The organism is Streptomyces sp. NPDC025784, assembly GCF_055558435.1.
The window spans coordinates 378,888-397,930 of sequence record NZ_JBVHMN010000001.1 but is presented as its reverse complement, the minus strand read 5'-3'; the positions used below and the strand labels follow the sequence as shown (position 1 = coordinate 397,930).

Here is a 19,043-nt window from a genome sequence, read left to right as displayed (position 1 = left end):
TCGATAGCCGTCTACCGAAGAAACTTCGTTGAACGCGAGAATCAGCGAAAATATTTTAGATATGGGGCGGTCGAGGCTGCAAGGCTTCGTGCAGCGATAGATGTGGATGCGTCGAACGGTGGGCTGATCCGGCCGTCGCGACGGCGTCAACGGCGACGACGCGGGCGAGCAGAGCCGTCGTCGGTGCCGCTGCTTCTGCTCGGTCGGTGGTGGCACGGCCTCGGCAGGGTCGGGCCGGGTCGCCGCCAATCGCATGCACAGCGGGTGACTGGAGCGGCATGATGGAGTGACGGCCCGCGGATCCGTCCCTTGCGAGACGAGAGCCGGGTGGGGAGAACCAGGCACGGCGGCCTCGGACCGACGCCGTCCGTTCGCGGCAGGAGAAGTGGGGGGGCCATGTTAGGTGATGGCGCGCCGGGGGGCGGTTCCTGGAAGCTGCGCAGGGCGTTGAAGGGGGTCGAGTCGCGCTTCCGGCCCACGGTGCTCGCCGGCCGCGACGCCGAACGGGCGGCCACCGCCTACGTACGTGCGCTGCTGCTCGCTCTGCAGGAGAATCCGGCGCTGGCACGAGACCTGCACGCACGGTACGACGCCCGTCTGCCCGCCACGGAGTACGCCTCGGCGTTCGGCCAGGCCGAGAAGGAGCAACTGTCGGCCCTGGGCGGTCATCTCGACACGACGGTGCTCGCCCTCGTCATCGACGTCGCGGACCGGCTGGACGATCCCGGACTCCGCCGCCGGGCCTGCCACAGCCTGGTGGTCCTCCTCGGCGAGGCCCAGGACGCCGAGGGACTCGTCGCATGGCTGCATCGCCTGTACGAGCAGGAGATGCTGGACGTGACGGTCCTGTCGGCGGCCCTGGAGGCCCACACCGCACGGACCGGCCTGGACGCGGACGCCGGGCTCTGGGCGGGCTTCTTCGACCACCTGCCGCACCATCTGGTGCCGGACCGGTTCGAGACCCGGCTGTTCCTGGGGCGGGGCTCGGACGCCGTGCGGCTCGCGGACACTCCCGCCCGCCGACGCGAGGCGCTCGCGTGCTGTCTGCGGTCGTCCCGGCTCCAGGACGTCCAGGACGGCCTGCAGCTGGCCGAATCCGAAGGTGACGGCGCATACGTGCGGAGCCTGTCGGACCGGGCCGGCGACCTGGCCCTGGCCGAGGGAGGACCGGGGGACGCGCTGCCCCACTACGAACGGGCGGGAAATCCCGGCCGGGTGAGCCACTGCCACGAACAACTCGGTGATTTCAGTGCCGCCTTGGAAACCTGCCCGACGGACGAGCCCGCGCGCCTTGCCCGTCTCGCAGGTGAATGCCGCACGGAGATCGACGCCTTGGCCGAGCAGGGCGAACGCACCGAGGCCGTACGCAGGACCCGTGCGGTGCTGAGCTGCCTCGACCGGGCGGACTCCGACAAGCTGGTGGTCCGCCGGCGCGAGGAACTGGAGGGACTGCGCCAAGCCGTGGCCCTGGTCGAGCGCCGACGCTTCCAGGACCTTTTCGGCACCGTCCTCGACGACGAGGGCCGCAGATCGGTCCACAGCCGGTGGAGCCGGTTCGAGGAGGAGGCCGGAGAACCGCTCGAAGCGGCCCGGCACGCCGAGGACGCGGAGGAGCACTACCGCGCGCACCGCCTCTACCGTGCGGCCGAGCGCTTCGGGGACGCCGACCGGGTTCTGCACAACGACGACTCGCCGGAAGGCCTGGCCGCCCGGGCGGCGGCCCGCGAGGCGGGCGGGGACCTGCTCGGCGCGGCGCGCCTGCACGAGCAGGCCGATCGCCACGAGGAGGCCGTCGCGCTCTACGAACAGGCCGACGACCCCCTGGCCGCCGCACGGTGCCTGACCCGGTGGCGCGGGGACGAAGCGGTCGAAGACCCGCGCCTGCCCGGGTTCCTGCGTCGCACGGGCGACATCGACGAACTCGTACGCCTCTGCCTCGACGCCATGGAGTCGAGGGGGTCCGACTCGCAGGCGGGCCCCCTGCTGCGGTCACTCGTCGACGACGAGACCACGGTGACCGGCGCCCTGAGGGAGCAGGTCCTCGAAGCGCTGGAGGCCGCGGACTCCCTCGGCCGCGGAGCCTTCGAGGAGCGGGTCGCGCAGTGGGCGGCGCAGGCCAAGCAGGACGTGGACCAGCGCTACTCCCGGATCTGGGGCATGGACCTGGGCACCAGCACCTGCGTGGCGGCCATCTACGACACGACGGTCCACCGGCCGGTGGTCTGTCCGCACGTCGGTCAGCCCTACTTCGCTTCCACGCTGAGCGTGTCCGACGAGGGGGAGGAGTTTGTCGGGCTGACCGCCGACGCCATGCTGGCCCGCAGGATCATCGGGCATGTCAGCGGTGCCAAGCGCCGGATGGGCGGTCGCAGCCGGTTCAAGATCCGGGATCACACGTACCGGCCGGAAGAAGTGTCCGCACGGATGATCGGGCACGCCCGCACCCTGGTCGAGTCCTACCTCGCCGACCGGGTCAGGGAGCGGATCGCCGAGCTGGCCCGCGCCGAGCTGGGCGAGATCCAGGACGCATGGCTGGACTGGGCCGCGGAGGAGCACGATCTCGTCGTCGGCCGGCCGAGGGTGATCGTCACGATTCCCGCCTTCTTCCACAACAACGCCAAGGCGGCGACGCGAAGTGCCTGCAGGATCGCCGGCGTGGACCTGGTCCGGCTGATCCACGAACCGACCGCCGCATGCATGGCGGTGTCCCAACGCCGGGACCTGGAAGGCCATGTCGCCGTGCTGGACCTCGGCGCGGGCACTCTCGACGCGAGCTTCGTCGAGGTGGAGAGCAACGTCTACGAAGTGAATCGGGTGTTCGGCGACACCAAGTACGGCGGCCGGGACTTCGACGCGGCCATCACCGACCACCTGGCCGACCGGCTCCGTGACGAAGGGCTCGACGTCCCCGACAAGGGCCTCGCGCGGCAGCGGCTGGAGATCGCCGCCGAGTACCTGAAGATCGCGCTGTCCTCGCAGGAGGAGGCCGAGTACACGCTCAACGCGTTCCTGGACCGGTCGAGCGTGCGGATCGAGCTCACCCGCACCGAGCTCGCCGACGTGCTCGCCGAGCCGTTGGACACGCTGCGCCGGGTCTGCGAGAAGGCCCGCGACGAATGGTCCTGGGGCGATCCGGGCGACGAACCGCGGCACTTGGTGCTGGTCGGCGGCCCGATGCTGTCCCCGCTCGTGAGCGGTGTCGTGGAGCAGGCGTTCGGGTCCAGGCGGACGGGCTTTCCTGATCCCCGCGCCGCGGTCGCGTTCGGGGCAGCCCTCCAGGGCGGGGTGCTGTCCGGGGACCTCGGCGAAGTCCTGCTGCTGGACGTCACGCCGCTGCCGCTCGGCATCAGCGTCGTCGACAGGACGACCGGCGGACAGCGCTTCTCGACCCTAGTCGACGCGAACACGATGATCCCCACACAGCGGCAGGACGTCTACACCACGGCGGAGGACAACCAGCAAGCAGTGCTGGTGCAGGTCTACAACGGCGGACAACTCGACCCGCAGTCCAAGATCGGTGAGTGCCGGCTGGAGGGCATTCCGCCGCTGCCGAAGGGGAAGCCGCAGATCGAGGTGACCTTCTCGATCGACACGAGCTGCGTGCTCGAAGTCACCGCCGTGGACAAGGGAACCGGCCGGTCGACCTCGGTGCGGATCACGGACACCACCCTGCTGTCACCACGCGAGATCCAGGAGATGGCGCAACGGCAGGCAGTGCAGCGGGAACTGGAAGAGGTCCGGCGTACGCTGCACAGCCTCGTGGACGAGGCCGCCGAGCTCGACCCGGAACGGCTGTGCGGGGAGTTCCGGGACCGGCTGGAAGCACATCTGCCGACCCATCGCCCGCTGGACCGGCACAGCCAGCGGCTGCTGTTGGAGATGTACGGCAACGAGGCGACCGACGTGGAGTCCGAACTCCTTTCGTTGCGGGGCCCGTTGCGTGATCTGACGGTCACCGTCCGGGACTATCTGGGGCATGCGGCCGCAGCGGACCGGGCCGACGCCGGGCGACACCTCGCCGAGCGGCTCGCGGAACACCTGGACCGGATGCGGGAAGGCATGGCCCGGGTGGCCGGCTGGAACGCCGTGCTCGCGGCGCTGGCCGCCGCGGACAGTGATCCGCTGCGACGCTTCCGGGCCCTGCACGACGCGGGTGACCACCAGCGCGCACTACGCGCCCACGACGAGCTGACCGAACCGCTGACGGATCCGGAGGACCTGCGCCGACGGCTGCGTTGTCTGGCCGGCACCGGCGACGTCGCGGGGTACCGGGAGGCTCTGCGCAGGGACGCCCCCAGGCTGCCGGCGGTCGTCCTGGACCGGGACGACCCGGAGTCGTACCTGGAATCGGCCCGCCCCGCGGTGGTTCAGGTGTCGGACGCGGCCGGCCGGACGGAGACCGGCTTCCTGATCTCGGACCGGCATGTGCTGGCCGGCGGCTGCCGGCCCGAGACGTCGGCCTCGGAGCTCACCGTGCACATGACGACGGGAGCATGCGCCGTGCGACATGTGTTCCGTCCCGAATCCTCGTTCATCGACGCGTGCGTCGTCCTTCTGGCCGAACGGGTGCCCGCCCAGCCGCTGCGACTGGGCTTCCCCAGGCTCTCGAACATCGGGGACGAAGTCTGGGGGGCCGCGTCCGACCACATGCTCGTGGCCGGCATCGTCCAGGGATTCGAGGCGTTCGCCGAGTACGGCCTGAAGCTCTTCCGCACCGATCTGGAACTGCCGCCCGAGGCAGGGGGCGGCCCTCTGCTCAACGAACTGGGAGAAGTGGTCGGCCTGCTGGTGCAGCGCGGATCGGGAGCGGCGACGTTCGCGATCTCCGTGGACTCGCTGGCGCCGCTGCTCGCGAGTGCCGGCTTCGGGCTGTCCGAGGCCGGTGGCGACGGAGCCCTGCGTTGACCGTCACCACGGGTTCCGCCGAGGGCCGGCTGATCGCCGGACGGTACCGGCTGCACGGCCTGCTCGGGGCCGGGGGCATGGGGGAGGTGTGGAGCGCCGAGGACGAGCGCCTCGACCGGCACGTCGCCGTCAAGCTGATCAGCTCCGCCGTACGGCTCCGTCGTGCCGAGCTCCGGTCCGATCCGGGCGGCGCCCGCCTGTCGGCCCGTTTCCGACGCGAGGCGAAGATCGCGGCTGCCCTTTCCGGCCATCCCAACATCGTCACGGTGTACGACTTCGGAGAGGATCCGCTGCACGTCGTCATGGAGCTGGTCCAGGGCACACCGTTGGACGTGCGTGTCCGGCGGGAAGGGCTCCCCGCTCCGGCCGAGGTCGTCGCCTGGGGCGCGCAGGTCTGCGACGCCCTGGCGACGGCACATGCGCGCGGTGTCGTGCACCGGGACCTCAAGCCGTCCAACCTCATCCTCACCGGCGGACGCACCGTGAAAGTCCTGGACTTCGGGCTCGCGGCCCTTCTGGAGGGTGGCATCGCGGCGGCCGGCACGTCGCTGACAGCCGAGGGCGCGTTCGTCGGCACCGCGCCGTACGCGGCCCCCGAGCAGATCCGGGGGCGCGGCGTCGACTCGCGCGCGGACCTGTACGCACTGGGCTGCCTGCTGTACGAACTCACCGCCGGAACACCGCCGTTCGGGAAGGGACCGAAGGGGGACGTCGCCGTCCGGCAGCTGATGGACGAGCCGCCTCCGCTCCGGGCGGACCGGCCGGATGTCACCCCCGAATTCGAGCGGCTCGTCCTCGATCTGCTCGCCAAGGAGCCCGAGCGGCGCCCGCAGGACGCGCAGACCGTGCGGGAGCGCCTCAGCCGCCTCGCGCTGCCCCGTCCCGAACCGGCCGCATCGGCGGCCGGAGATCCGCCGCAGGACCTGCTCACCGGCTTCGGCCGGACCGGCGGACTGCGCCTGGCGCGCGTGTTCGACCTCCATGCTCCCGACGGCAGCCCGGCGATCGGCGCGGCGCACGAGCGCATCGTCTCGGCGCAGGAACGGGCCGCCCTGCTGGAGTGCCTGCGCGATGCGCGTGCCGTCGTCCTTCTCCCGCGTGAGCCCGACCGTGTCGAGCCGGCTTGCGGCAGGGTGGTGCCCGCGATCTTCCGCACCGACGGAACGTGGGTCTGGTCCGACCAGATCGCGTACTACCTCGACCGGTACGGCTACGCACCCGACCCCGGGCTGCGGCGGCACTTTGCCACGCGGCAGGAGTCGCCGCAGCAGGTCACCGCACGGGTGTGCAGTCAAGCGGGCAGGCTGGTGCTCGCCGAGCCCGAAGGCTCCTTGACGGGCCGCCCCGCCTCGAACACCCGTCGGTAGCCCCGTCCGCCGCATCCGGTGAGCCGGCCACCGCCGCGGTGCCGACGGGCGGCCGGGCAAGGAGTCGAGGCTGCCCGGACACCCCGGCTACGCATGCCGAAGCAGCGCCCCGACCACCGCCTCCACATACCCCGGGAACTCCTCGGCCGAGGGCAGCGCGGAGGGGACGGCGTGGCCGAGCTGGGTGTGGCCCAGGTAGAAGTTGTAGGCCATCAGGCCCCGCCGTCGTGCCTCGGCGTCGGGGAATCCGAGTTCGGTGAAGAGCCCGGCCAGGTAGCCGATCCGGCGCTCGGTGACCTGCTCGAGCGCGGCGGCGACCTGGGGATGGCCGACGCTGGCGAGCAGGGAGAGTTCGAGCGGGTCGTGCTTGGCCGGCCGGGTGACCTCGGTGAACAGACGGCGCAGGCGCTTCTCCGGGTCCGGCTCGGTCTGCATCGCGGCGATGATCTGCTCCGTGTCCGTCTCGACCCAGCGGGCGAGCGCGGCTTCGATCAGTGCCTCGCGGTTGCCGAAGTGCCAGTAGAAGCTGCCCTTCGTGGCGCCCAGGCGGGCGGCGAGCGGTTCGACCGCCACCGCCGCGAGGCCGCCGCCCGCACGGATGGCGGCGAGTGCGGCGTCGGCCCAGTCGTCCGCGCTCAGTCTGGACTTCTTCACCTGTTGCCGTCGCTCCATGACCGTACGCTACCGTATGGTTTCCATACGCCGGCGTATGGAGGTACGCGATGCTCAGGAACAGGCCCGTGGCGGTGGAGTTCCCCGAAGGTGCACGGCTGATCAGGGCGGCGCTGGACCGGCCCGACTACCAGGACGCGTACGCCGTGGAGTTGCGGCCCGGGATGCCGCGCGATCCCGCGGCCTGGACGGGCGTCCTGCGGGACGCCTTCCCGATCGCGGCGCGGCGGGACGGCGAGGTGCTGATGGACGTGAGCACCGCCGGTCTCGACGCCTGGGCCTCGATCGTCGTCGACGGCACGTACGTGATCCTGTGCAGCTCGGTGAAGACGCACGCGTGGCGATCCAGGCTCTACTGGGGCGTCGTGAAACGGGTGCACCCCCTCATGGCCCGCGTCATGCTGGCCCGTACGCACCGAAATCTCGATCATGCGGCGCGGAAAACCGGGTAGGCACCCGGAAGTACCGCTCGATCCGGCCCCGTCGGCCGTCGCGCGGCACACAACGTCACGTCCCTCCGGCGGTCGCCCCCGCGATCCGGGTGATCCGGGTGGCCATATCCGGATGTGCCCCACCCGAGTGACGCGAGTTACATGGCACCGGGGGGCCCGCATCGACACGATGGGGGGCGTCACCGGCAGGCTGAAGGGATCCAAGGATGTTCCGCAAGGTGCTGGTCGCCAACCGCGGTGAGATCGCGATTCGCGCGTTCCGGGCCGGCTTCGAGCTGGGCGCGAGAACCGTCGCCGTCTTCCCGCACGAGGACCGCAACTCGTTGCACCGGCTCAAGGCCGACGAGGCGTACGAGATCGGTGAACCAGGGCACCCCGTGCGCGCCTACCTCTCCGTCGAGGAGATCGTCCGGGCCGCGCGCCGGGCGGGCGCGGACGCGGTCTACCCGGGGTACGGGTTCCTGTCCGAGAACCCCGACCTGGCCCGCGCGTGCGAGGAAGCGGGCATCACGTTCGTCGGCCCCAGCGCCGACACCCTGGAACTCACCGGCAACAAGGCCCGCGCCGTGGCCGCCGCCCGCGCGGCCGGCGTTCCGGTGCTGGGCTCCTCGGCGCCCTCCACCGACGTGGACGAACTGGTCCGCGCCGCGGACGAGGTCGGCTTCCCCGTGTTCGTCAAGGCGGTCGCGGGCGGCGGCGGGCGCGGCATGCGCCGCGTCGAGGACCCCGCGTCGCTGCGCGACGCCATCGAGGCGGCGGCCCGCGAGGCGGCGTCCGCGTTCGGCGACCCGACGGTCTTCCTGGAGAAGGCCGTCGTCGAACCCCGCCACATCGAGGTGCAGATCCTCGCCGACGGGCAGGGCGGCGTCATCCACCTCTACGAGCGGGACTGCTCGCTCCAGCGCCGCCACCAGAAGGTCATCGAGATCGCGCCCGCGCCGAACCTCGACCCCGAACTGCGGGACCGGATCTGCGCCGACGCGGTGCGGTTCGCCCGCGAGATCGGCTACCGCAACGCCGGCACCGTCGAGTTCCTGCTCGACCGCGACGGCAACCACGTCTTCATCGAGATGAACCCGCGCATCCAGGTCGAGCACACGGTGACCGAGGAGGTCACCGATGTCGACCTGGTCCAGGCCCAGATGCGCATCGCGGCCGGCGAGAGCCTGGCCGACCTCGGGCTGTCGCAGGAGAGCATCACCCTGCGCGGCGCCGCCCTCCAGTGCCGTATCACCACCGAGGACCCGGCGAACGGCTTCCGCCCCGACACCGGACGCATCAGCGCCTACCGCTCGCCCGGCGGCTCGGGCATCCGCCTGGACGGCGGGACCACCCACGCGGGCACCGAGATCAGCGCGCACTTCGACTCGATGCTCGTCAAACTCACCTGCCGAGGACGGGACTTCAAGGCCGCGATCGGCCGTGCCCGGCGCGCGGTCGCCGAGTTCCGCATCCGCGGCGTCGCCACCAACATCCCCTTCCTCCAGGCGGTGCTGGACGACCCGGACTTCCGGGAAGGGCGGGTGACGACGTCGTTCATCGAGCAGCGCCCGCAGCTGCTCACCGCGCGCCACTCCGCCGACCGCGGCACCAAGCTGCTCACCTACCTCGCCGACGTCACCGTGAACAAGCCGCACGGCGAGCGGCCTCAACTGATCGACCCCGTCACCAAACTGCCCCCGCTGCCCGCCGGCGAGCCGCCCGCCGGTTCCCGGCAGCGCCTGACCGAACTGGGGCCCGAGGGGTTCGCACGCTGGCTGCGCGAGTCGCCGGCCATCGGCGTCACGGACACCACGTTCCGCGACGCCCACCAGTCGCTGCTGGCCACCCGCGTACGGACCAAGGACATGCTCGCCGTCGCCCCGGTGGTGGCCCGCACCCTGCCGCAGCTGCTGTCCCTGGAGTGCTGGGGCGGCGCCACCTACGACGTCGCCCTGCGCTTCCTCGCCGAGGACCCGTGGGAGCGGCTCGCCGCCATCCGCGAGGAAGTCCCCAACATCTGTCTCCAGATGCTGCTGCGCGGACGCAACACGGTCGGCTACACGCCGTACCCCACCGAGGTGACGGACGCGTTCGTCCAGGAGGCAGCGGCCACCGGCATCGACATCTTCCGGATCTTCGACGCCCTGAACGACGTCGGGCAGATGCGGCCCGCCATCGAGGCCGTACGCGAGACCGGGACGGCCGTCGCTGAGGTCGCCCTCTGCTACACCTCGGACCTGTCCGACCCCTCCGAGAAGCTCTACACCCTCGACTACTACCTCCGCCTCGCCGAGCAGATCGTCGCCGCCGGCGCGCACGTCCTGGCCGTCAAGGACATGGCGGGCCTGCTGCGCGCCCCGGCCGCGGCGACGCTCGTCTCGGCGCTGCGCCGCGAGTTCGACCTGCCGGTGCACGTCCACACGCACGACACCGCGGGCGGCCAGCTCGCGACCTACCTCGCCGCGATCCAGGCCGGGGCGGACGCGGTGGACGGCGCGGTGGCGTCGATGGCGGGCACCACCTCGCAGCCGTCGCTGTCGGCGATCGTCGCCGCCACCGACCACTCCGCGCGGCCGACCGGACTCGACCTCCAGGCGGTCGGGGACCTGGAGCCGTACTGGGAGAGCGTGCGCCGGGTCTACGCCCCGTTCGAGGCGGGCCTCGCCTCGCCGACCGGGCGCGTCTACCACCACGAGATCCCCGGCGGCCAGCTGTCCAACCTGCGGACCCAGGCCGTGGCGCTGGGCCTCGGCGACCGCTTCGAGGACATCGAGAAGATGTACGCCGCCGCCGACCGCATCCTCGGCCGGCTGGTGAAGGTCACCCCGTCGTCGAAGGTGGTCGGCGACCTGGCGCTGCACCTGGTGGGCGCCGGAGTGTCGCCGGACCGGTTCGAGGAGACGCCGGACCGGTTCGACATCCCCGACTCCGTCATCGGATTCCTGCGCGGCGAGCTCGGCAACCCGCCCGGAGGATGGCCGGAGCCGTTCCGCAGCAAGGCCCTCCAGGGCCGGGCCGACCCCAAGCCCGTGCAGGAGCTCAGCGCCGAGGACCGTACGGCGCTGGACAAGGACCGCCGCGCGACGCTCAACCGGCTGCTGTTCCCCGGCCCGACACGGGACTTCGAGACGCACCGGCAGAACTACGGCGACACCGGTGTGCTGGAGAGCAAGGACTTCTTCTACGGTCTGCGCCCCGGCACGGAGTACGCCGTCGACCTGGAGCCCGGTGTGCGGCTGCTCATCGCGCTGGAGGCGGTGGGCGACGCCGACGAACGCGGCATGCGCACGGTGATGTCGACGCTCAACGGCCAGCTGCGGCCCATCCAGGTCCGCGACACCGCCGCCGCCTCCGACGTCCCGGTGACCGAGAAGGCCGACCGCGGCAACTCCGGCCATGTCGCCGCCCCGTTCGCCGGAGTGGTGACGCTGGTGGTCGCCGAAGGAGACCAGGTGGAGGCCGGTGCGACGGTGGCCACGATCGAGGCGATGAAGATGGAGGCGGCGATCACCGCCGGGCGGTCCGGCACGGTGTCCCGGCTCGCCATCAACAAGGTGCAGCAGGTGGAGGGCGGCGACCTCCTCGTCGAGATCGGCTGACCGCACCACCGCGGGAACGCGAGCGCACCGGCACCGGAGACCCCTCCCGTGCCGGTGCGCTCGCGTCGCGTCAGCCGGTGACCGTGTCCAGGTGGCCCTGCCGACGGGGCCGGCCCGGTCCGAGCCTCAGCCGACCGACTGACCGGAGTCCAGAGCCTCGAGTGCGTCACGGAGCGCGGCGCGGCTGGTGACGCCGAGTTTCGGAAAGAGCTGATGCAAGTGGGTCGCGACGGTACGGGGTGAGAGGTAAAGCCGTTCGGCGATCTGCTTGTTGGTCAGGCCGGTCGCTGCGAGCTGGGCGATCTGCCGCTGTTGCGGTGTCAGGGACGTCACGAGGAGTGGGGCCTGCGCGGGAGCCAGGCCGGTGGCCCGTAGCTCGTTGGTCGCGCGCGCCGTCCACGGCCCGGCACCGAGCCGCTGGAACATGTCGAGTGCCGTGGTGATGTGCGTGCGTGCCTCGGCAGATGCATGGCCTCGGCGCAACCTCTCACCGTAGGCGAGCCGTATTCTCGCGGTGTCGAACGGCCAGCGGTCGGCGTCGGGAGTGGCGAGGGCTGCTTCGAACAGGTCCCGCTCGAGCATGTCGGGTTGGGCCATGGCTGTCGCCCCTGCGGTGATCAAGGCCAGGCGTGGAGAGAGCGCGGGGAGGTTCGCCTGCCGCGCGGCCTCGACATGGGACGCGGCCTCGGCGCTGCGGCCGCTGCGCATGGCGGCCTCGGTGAGTTCCATCACCAGCCACAGCGCATGCGGGGTGTGAGGCGCCAGTTCTCCGGCCCGGCTGACCGCGGTGAGGTGATGGTAGGCGCTGTCGAAGTCACCGCGTCCGAGTGAGGTGAGAGCCCGGGCATGAGAGGCGTAGATCTGCACCGCCCGGACCCTTCGCGGGGCGGCCCACGAGACCATCTGGTCGGTGAGGGTCTTGACGGTGGTGTTGTCGCCGCGTGCGGCGGCCAGCAGGGCGCGCAGGAACAGGCCCGGCCATGACAGCAGTTGGTAGTCGTGGGCCTGGCTCAGTGCGAGCCCCTCCTGGGTCAGCCCGTCGAGGTCGTCCCACTGTCCGGTCATGAAGGCGTCGTTGGCCAGCAGGAACAACGCTTCGATGGCCGAGGCGACGGCGCCTCCGGCGCGGCCGTCCCTCACCACCCGCCACAGTGCGCCGCGGCAGCCGGGCAGCCGGTCGACGTAGGCGGCCGCTCTGCCGATCCGTACGATGCGGGCAGGATCGGCCTCCGTGTTCAGGCCCGCGATGAGCGCTTCGAGTTCGCCCAGTACGGGCTGGGCTCTTCGGGCCGGGTCCCCGAAGGCGCCCGCCAGTACGTCGAGGACGACGGGGGCGTGCGGCACGAGGCGGCCGACCGCGCTGTCGAACGGATCCCACAGCTGGGCGCGCCCCCCGAAGAAACACACCGAGAGCAGGGTGTACAGCGCTTCGAGGAGGGTGTCGTCGTCCGCGCGATGCGGCTGCGGATGCATCTCGATGGCGGCGACGAGAAGACGGTGGGCGGTGTCGACGTCCCCGTCGCCGTTCAGCAGGTGACTGGCGGCGGCGACGGCGGCGGTCAGGGACTCCGTCCGCTCAGGGCTCGCCCGGCGCGCGTTGTCCAGGAGGTGCGGTACGTCGCGCAGATCCCCGGTCACGTGCGCGCTGATGTAGGCGGCCGCGGCGAACCGGCGGGCCTTGGCGGTTCTGTTCGTGCTGAGTTCCGCGGCACGCAGGAGCGCGGTGATGGCACCGATCGCGTCACCGCGGCGCAGCACCGCGTAGGCGGTGTCGTCCAGCAGCCCGGCGACATGCTCGTCGGGCCCGACGAGTGCATCGGCGAGATGCCAAGCGCGTCGCTCAGGCTGATCGAGGAGCCGGTCGGCCAGCACCTCGTGGAATCGGCGGCGTTCGTCGCTGGTCGACAGCTCCACAACGGCTGAGCGGGTCAGCGGGTGACGGAAGACCAGACGGGCGGTGTGGTGATCGACCTTCACCAGTCCGGCTCGTTCGGCCGGGGCCAGATCGTCCAAGCGAGCCGTCCCTTCGGCGGCCTGGCGGAGGGCGAGGAGGTCCCCCGTACCGTCCAGGGCGGCCAGCAGGAGCAGACGGCGGGTCGGGGCCGGCAGCGTGTCGATGCGCGAGGTGAACAGCGCCTGAAGGCGCCGGCTCAGTGGCAGGACGGCCGGCAGCGGCCCTCCCCCGTCGCCCTTCATGCGACTGAGCGCGATCGGCAGCTCCAGCAGCGCGAGGGGGTTGCCCTGGGCGTCCGCCAGCAGACGTCGGCGCACCCGCGGTGACAGCGCGGGGAAGCGGCCGCGGAGCAGTTCGGCGGCGGCGGTTTCGTCGAGGGGGTACACCTCGTGCTCGGGCAGGCCACTGCCGGCGAAGAAGGTCTCCTCCTCCGACCGTGCCGCGGCGAGCAGTCTCACCTGGGAGTCCGACAGGCGACGAGCGATGAACCCCAGCGTGGTCGCGCTGGCGCGGTCCAACCACTGGAGATCGTCGAGAACGACCCAGACAGGGCACTCGGCGGCCGCTCGGAGGAGCAGATCCATGGCGGCCTGGGAGACCACCAGCTGCTCCGAGGGCGGCCCCACCTCTTGGCCGAGAGCCACCTTGAGTGCCCTGGAGCGCTCCGGGCCCAGACAGTCGATCTCCCCCAGGAGAGGATGCAGAACCTGGTTGAGTCCCGCGAAGCTCACATGGCTCTCGAACTGATCGCCGACAGCGCGCAGCACCCGGATCCCGCCCGATTCCGCCCGTGCCGCAGCCGCGTCCAGCAGACTCGACTTTCCGACGCCGGCGTCTCCCACCAGAAGAAGGGCGCCCACCTGCTCAGCGTCCCCACGTACGAACGATTCGATGACCGCGAGATCGTCATCACGTCCGACGAGCGGCTCCGCAGGGGGCTGCCGCGGCATACCAGTAGCGTCCATAGCAGCCTCCGAACCTAGGTGCCGCCGGCTCCAAGACTAGCCTCGCGCCCCTCGCGCGGGGCCGTCGGCCGAGTCGTGATCGAGAACGACAGAGCGCTCTTGACCTGTGGCAAGCGTGCTCGCAGAGGTGTCGCGCCCGGTCGCGGGAGCGACACCTCCCCGCCGAGGGCAGGACCGGGCCCTGCCCTCGGGCACAGGTGAACGCATCCCGTGCGGTACGGAACGACTGCCGGTGCCGGGGCGTACCCGTATGGTGAGCGGCCGGCCAGGACGCGTGGCTGAGACCTCCGGGTCCGCGTGAACGAACCCGGAGGCCTCTTCTCGCCGGCTTTCGTTCCAGCGTGCGACGGTTCGGCGTGAGCGCCGGTGGACAGGGGGCACCACGTTTCACCGTCGACGCCGGGGCCCGGTCGTCAGCCGGTGGCGTCGGCCGCCTTCTCGATGAGGTCGGTGGTGATGTCGGGGTGGCTGATCATGGCGACGTGAGAAGCCCCCCGCACCTCGACGACATGGGAGCCGGCGCGCTCGTACTCGAAGCGTTCGAGGGCCGGAGGGATGGACTTGTCGGCGCCCGCGACCAGGGCCCAGGACGGGATGGTCCGCCAGGCGGCTTCCTGGGTGACGTCCTCGAAGGAGGACGCGCTGAAGGGACGCTGGGTGGCAGCCATCAGCCGGGTCGTCCGCTGCGGCAGGTCCGCGGCGAAGACATCATGGAACTTGTCGGCTTTGAGATAGAGGTCGGTGCCGGTGCTGCCGTCGGAGTTCGGGTACGGCACCGGATCGAGAGCTGCCTGAATCTCGCTGCCGGGGTACTTGGCGATCAGCTCGCCGAGCTTTTCACCCTTGTCGGGAACGAAGGCAGCGATGTAGACGAGTGCCTTGACATCCGGATCGCCTGCGGCGGCGTTGGTGATGACGGCCCCGCCGTAGGAGTGCCCCACCACGACCTTCGGTCCCTTGATGGACTTGAGGACACTGGAGAGGTACGCCGCATCGCTGGGTATTCCCCGCAGCGGGTTCGCCGGTGCGACGACCGGATAACCGTCCTTCTGCAGCCGGTCGACGACGCCGTTCCAGTTGGAGGCGTCGGCGAAGCCCCCGTGGACGAGGACCACTGTGGGCTTCGGCGTGGCGGCGTCAGTACTGTCGTCCAGCGCCGCGAAAGCGGACGGAGTGAGCAGCGCGGCCGAAGCCACCCCGGCCACTCCCACGGCGATCAGCGCACGGCGTTTCGTCTTGCGATGAGTAGTCAACTTGTCTCCATGTGAGGGTGATCGCCGGCGATTGCGTGGACAGCGCCAGAAGGGCTCTGTGAACCGCCGGGTCGTGTGCGGTCCGGCGGATCGCCGGACCGTGAAGAAGGGATACCGAAGGCCGTGGTGCTCGAACGACGCCGCGCCGGGTGATTCCCGTTCTGCCTGTGGTCGCGTCCGCAACCACACCGCTATCGCGCAGTGGCGGCCGTCTTGATGAGATCGGCGACTGCGGCGGGCTGCGAGAGGTAGACGGAGTGGCTGCCCGGCGCCTGAGACACCGTGGCCCCGGAACGTTCCGCCATGGCGCGCTGCGCGGGCGGGGGGATCATCCGGTCGTCGTCGGCGATGAGGTACCAGCTCGGCTTGGTGCGCCAGGCGGCCTCGGCGACTGCCCCGGCCAGCGCCTCCACGCCCCATGGGACCTGAGAGTCGGCCATGAATCGGGCCTGCTCGAGGGGCAGGTCCCCGGCGAACGACTCCGGGAACTTGTCGCGGTCCAGGTACAGGAATCCGTCCGTGGGCGGCAGGATCGGCGGCACCGGGGCGCCGGGTGGCGGGTCCGCGATCAGCGTGCTCACCGACTCGCCCTTGTCCGGCGCGAACGCCGCGACATAGACGAGGGCCGCCACCTTGTCGTGCAGGCCGGCCTCGGTGATGACCGCGCCGCCGTAGGAATGGCCGACGAGGACGACTGGACCGTCCTGGGCGTCGATGACGCGGCGCGTGGCGGCGACGTCACCTTCCAGCGACAGCGTCGGGTTCTGCACGATGCTCACCAAATAGCCGTCCTCGGTGAGCCGTTCGTACACCGCCTGCCAGCCCGATCCGTCGACGAATCCGCCATGGACGAGTACAACGTTCCGCGTCGCCGCTGATGAATAGGTCATGGTTTCTCCCTTTCGCCCGAACTTTGGTTATTTCGGTCGTGCTGATGCTAGGGATCCGCCGCCTTGGGTTGCTTCCATCAAATGACTTAGATCGGTCCCGGGCGTGCGCTTTCGGTCCGGGCGGGTCCTCGGGCAGTACCGCTCACCCCTGCCGACCAGGGCGGCCGGACTCGCGCAGGGGCGCAGTGGGAGCAGCGGCCCACGACCCTTCCGGGCCGTGCTTGCAGCCCCCGACGCCGGTGCGGAGCTTCGCCGTACTCACCGCCGAACGCGTCCTCCGTCAACGCCATGGCTTCGTCGAGGGGCAGGTGTACTGCGTGAACACGCTCAGGCGAGCCAGGTACGCCCGGGCCTTACGCGAACTCCTTCGCGAGTACGGCATCGCCGAGGGGGCCGACTCGCCTGCGGGTGTTGCCTCTTGTGCCCTCTTCGTTGCCGGCGCACGGCCTCAGCCCTCAGCCGCCTGCGCTTCACGGAGACCGCGGTTTCGCCGGGCGTGCCGGCCCGGCGGATCGGCCGGCCAGTGCTAGCTGTACTCAGCCACCACGTCGGTGACACGCAGCCGTCGGTAGTGAATAAGAGAGGACCTCCGGGCGTAGTGGAGATTGTTCTTCACTCACCTCGGAGGTCCTGGTGGCCCATGCTGACGCCCGGCTGGCCTTGCGCGGGTTCTGGCCCGTCGCGCCGATCACCGCCTGGGCGACCTCGCCGACCTCCTCCGACAGTTTCAGGATGCGCAGGAGCAGGCCGTCGGTCCCGTCGACCGCCCGGTTCGCGTCGAGCCAGGCGTACAGTCCGTCGATCGTGCCCCAGACGTCTTCGTCAGTCATGGGATCAGCTTCCCGCAGCCAGCCCGGCGAGCGGGCGCCGCCCCCGCGGGGACCCGCCGCCGCACCGCGCGGGCGTACGGCGCGGCTACTCGTCGAACAGCGTCTCCTGCTCGCCCTCCGCGGCCCGGCGCACCCGCTTGTTGCGTGCGCCCACCACCACGGCGGTCGCGGCCGCCGTCGCCCCGAGCGCCAACGGCACCATCCAGCCGCGGTTGACCGTGTGGCGCAGCAGGTGGTCCAGGGACAGCCGGCCGGGGCCCGCCACCGCGAGGCCCGCCGCGGTGAGCCCGAGCGAGGCCGCGTACTCGTAGCCGCCGCTGTTCGCGAAGAACCCGCTCGGCATGTGGACCGCCGCCGCGCCCGCCATCGCTCCGGCCGCGGCGGCACCGGCCGCGGGCGTCGCCAGGCCCAGCATCAGCAGCGTGCCGCCGCCCGCCTCCGCCAGTCCCGCCGCGGTCGCGCTCGCCTTCCCGGGCGCATAACCCATGGCCTCCATGGCGGCCCCGGTCCCCTCCAGCCCGCCCCCGCCGAACCAGCCGAGCAGCTTCTGCGCGCCGTGCGCGGCGAGCACCCCACCGGTCCCCAGGCGGAGCAGCAGCAGTCCCAGATCGGTTCGGTCGACGCAGGTGCCGGTACAGGTCACGGTGACTCCCAGAGCAGACGGCAGTGGCAACGGTCCCTCCCGTGTCCCCACCGTCGCACCGAACCCGGACCCGCGGCGTGCCCGGGCCTCCGTTCGGGTGGCGGCCCGGCAGGACCGGTGTGACTCTGTCTGGCATGACGATTCAGGTAGCGAAACTCAGCGACCCGGCCGTCCGGGCCTTCGTCACCGCCGTGAACGCCCACGACCGTGAGGCATTCAAGGCAGTCCTGGCGCCCGGCGCCACGATGTCCGACGACGGCTCCGACCGGGACCTCGACGACTGGACCGACCGGGAGATCTTCTCCACCCACGGCCACATGGACGTCGACAACGAGTCCAACGGCGGTCGCGCCCTCATCGCCCGCTACAGCAACGACACCTGGGGCGAGATGAAGACGAAGTGGAGGTTCACCGTCGACGACGGCAAGATCTCCCGCTTCGAGACCGGCCAGGCGTAACGGCCTTTACTCGACGGGTACTTGCCTTGGCGTGCGCTCCAACTCCTAGCGTCCCGGGACATGGAGCGCATCGAGAAGCAGAGCACGCAGACCCGGACACTGGGCCGTGCCGGGATCGAGGTCAGTGCCCTCGGTTTCGGCTGCTGGGCCATCGGCGGCGAGTGGGCGACACCCGACGGACAGCCCCTCGGCTGGGGCAAGGTCGACGACGAGGAATCCGTACGGGCGGTGCGGCGCGCCCTCGACCTCGGAGTGACGTTCTTCGACACGGCCGACGCGTACGGCGCGGGCCACAGCGAGCGTGTCCTCGGGCGGGCCCTAGGCAGGCGGCGGGCCGACGTGGTCGTCGCCACCAAGTGGGGCAACGTCGTCGACGAGGAGCGCCGGCTGCTGACCGGCAACGACGACTCCCCGGCCTACGCCCGCCGCGCGCTGACCGCCTCACTGCGCCGCCTCGACACCGACTGGATCGACCTGTACCAGCTGCACCTGTCCGACGCCGACCCGGAGCGCGGAGCCGAACTCCGGGACGTCTGCGAGGAGTTCGTACGCGAAGGGCTGATCCGCGGCTACGCGTGGAGCACGGACGACCCCGGGCGCGCGGCCGTCTTCGCCGAGGGTGAGCACTGCGCGGCCGTGCAGCACCGGCTCAACGTCCTTCAGGACGCGCCCGAACTGCTGCTGCTCTGCGAGGAGTCGGGAATCGCCAGCATCAACCGCAGCCCGCTGGCGATGGGCCTGTTGACCGGGAAGCACACGGCGGGGCGCGCACTGGAAGCGGGCGACATCCGCAATGCGCCGCCCGCCTGGCTGCCCGGCTTCACGGAGCGGCACGGCGCCGACCCGGAATGGCTCGCCCGCGTCGACGCCCTCAGGGAGATCCTCACCAGCGGCGGCCGTACCCTCGCCCAGGGCGCCTTGGCCTGGCTGTGGGCGCGCAGCCCCCGTACCGTCCCGATCCCGGGATTCCGTTCGGTGGCCCAGGCCGAGGAGAACGCGGGCGCGATCGCCAAGGGGCCGCTCACCGCCGGCCAGCTGGCCGAGGTGGACCGGCTGCTGGGACGGTGAGCGGC

12 protein-coding genes are annotated in these 19,043 nt (G+C 71.2%); 6 read left to right on the top strand and 6 right to left on the bottom strand.

Features of this window, described 5'->3' with window-relative positions:
• Nucleotides 1–396 precede the first annotated feature (396 nt).
• Together ACZ4IF_RS01700 and ACZ4IF_RS01695 are read left to right on the top strand one after the other, a co-directional pair.
• Entirely contained in the window at nt 397–4,905 is a 4,509-nt protein-coding gene (locus tag ACZ4IF_RS01700) for an Hsp70 family protein (RefSeq protein ID WP_467558606.1), read from the top strand.
• Nucleotides 4,902–6,272: a serine/threonine-protein kinase gene (locus ACZ4IF_RS01695; RefSeq protein ID WP_467558604.1), complete on the top strand. Its 1,371-nt coding sequence runs from the start codon at nt 4,902–4,904 to the stop codon at nt 6,270–6,272. Before ACZ4IF_RS01700 ends, ACZ4IF_RS01695 begins: the two co-directional genes overlap by 4 nt.
• A gap of 87 nt (nt 6,273–6,359) precedes the next feature.
• Here the strand turns inward: ACZ4IF_RS01695 and ACZ4IF_RS01690 are convergent, their stop codons facing one another.
• Complete coding sequence (locus ACZ4IF_RS01690; protein ID WP_467558602.1) at nt 6,360–6,944, bottom strand: TetR/AcrR family transcriptional regulator; 585 nt, start codon at nt 6,942–6,944, stop codon at nt 6,360–6,362.
• 50 nt (nt 6,945–6,994) lie between these two features.
• On the opposite strand from ACZ4IF_RS01690, the gene ACZ4IF_RS01685 reads away from it, so the two are divergent.
• Both ACZ4IF_RS01685 and ACZ4IF_RS01680 read left to right on the top strand, forming a co-directional pair.
• Entirely contained in the window at nt 6,995–7,396 is a 402-nt protein-coding gene (locus tag ACZ4IF_RS01685; RefSeq protein WP_467558600.1) for a hypothetical protein, read from the top strand.
• Nucleotides 7,397–7,602: 206 nt separating this feature from the next.
• Nucleotides 7,603–10,977 (top strand): pyruvate carboxylase, encoded by a 3,375-nt coding sequence (locus ACZ4IF_RS01680; RefSeq protein ID WP_467558598.1) that lies wholly within the window; start codon nt 7,603–7,605, stop codon nt 10,975–10,977.
• Between the two features lie 126 nt (nt 10,978–11,103).
• Here ACZ4IF_RS01680 and ACZ4IF_RS01675 read toward each other — a convergent pair whose 3' ends face one another.
• From ACZ4IF_RS01675 to ACZ4IF_RS01655, 5 genes are all read right to left on the bottom strand, one after another.
• Complete coding sequence (locus ACZ4IF_RS01675; protein WP_467558596.1) at nt 11,104–13,881, bottom strand: ATP-binding protein; 2,778 nt, start codon at nt 13,879–13,881, stop codon at nt 11,104–11,106.
• Between the two features lie 428 nt (nt 13,882–14,309).
• Nucleotides 14,310–15,149, bottom strand: coding sequence for an alpha/beta fold hydrolase (locus ACZ4IF_RS01670; RefSeq protein WP_467558594.1), 840 nt, complete (start codon nt 15,147–15,149; stop codon nt 14,310–14,312).
• A gap of 191 nt (nt 15,150–15,340) precedes the next feature.
• Complete coding sequence (locus ACZ4IF_RS01665; RefSeq protein ID WP_467558592.1) at nt 15,341–16,039, bottom strand: alpha/beta fold hydrolase; 699 nt, start codon at nt 16,037–16,039, stop codon at nt 15,341–15,343.
• Nucleotides 16,040–16,575: 536 nt separating this feature from the next.
• Complete coding sequence (locus ACZ4IF_RS01660; RefSeq protein ID WP_467558590.1) at nt 16,576–16,869, bottom strand: MazG-like family protein; 294 nt, start codon at nt 16,867–16,869, stop codon at nt 16,576–16,578.
• Nucleotides 16,870–16,954: 85 nt separating this feature from the next.
• Nucleotides 16,955–17,512, bottom strand: a complete 558-nt coding sequence (locus ACZ4IF_RS01655) for a DoxX family protein (protein WP_467558588.1) — start codon at nt 17,510–17,512, stop codon at nt 16,955–16,957.
• Nucleotides 17,513–17,646: 134 nt separating this feature from the next.
• On the opposite strand from ACZ4IF_RS01655, the gene ACZ4IF_RS01650 reads away from it, so the two are divergent.
• Complete coding sequence (locus ACZ4IF_RS01650; RefSeq protein WP_467558586.1) at nt 17,647–17,970, top strand: nuclear transport factor 2 family protein; 324 nt, start codon at nt 17,647–17,649, stop codon at nt 17,968–17,970.
• Nucleotides 17,971–18,030: 60 nt separating this feature from the next.
• Nucleotides 18,031–19,038: an aldo/keto reductase gene (locus ACZ4IF_RS01645; protein ID WP_467558584.1), complete on the top strand. Its 1,008-nt coding sequence runs from the start codon at nt 18,031–18,033 to the stop codon at nt 19,036–19,038.
• Nucleotides 19,039–19,043 lie beyond the last annotated feature (5 nt).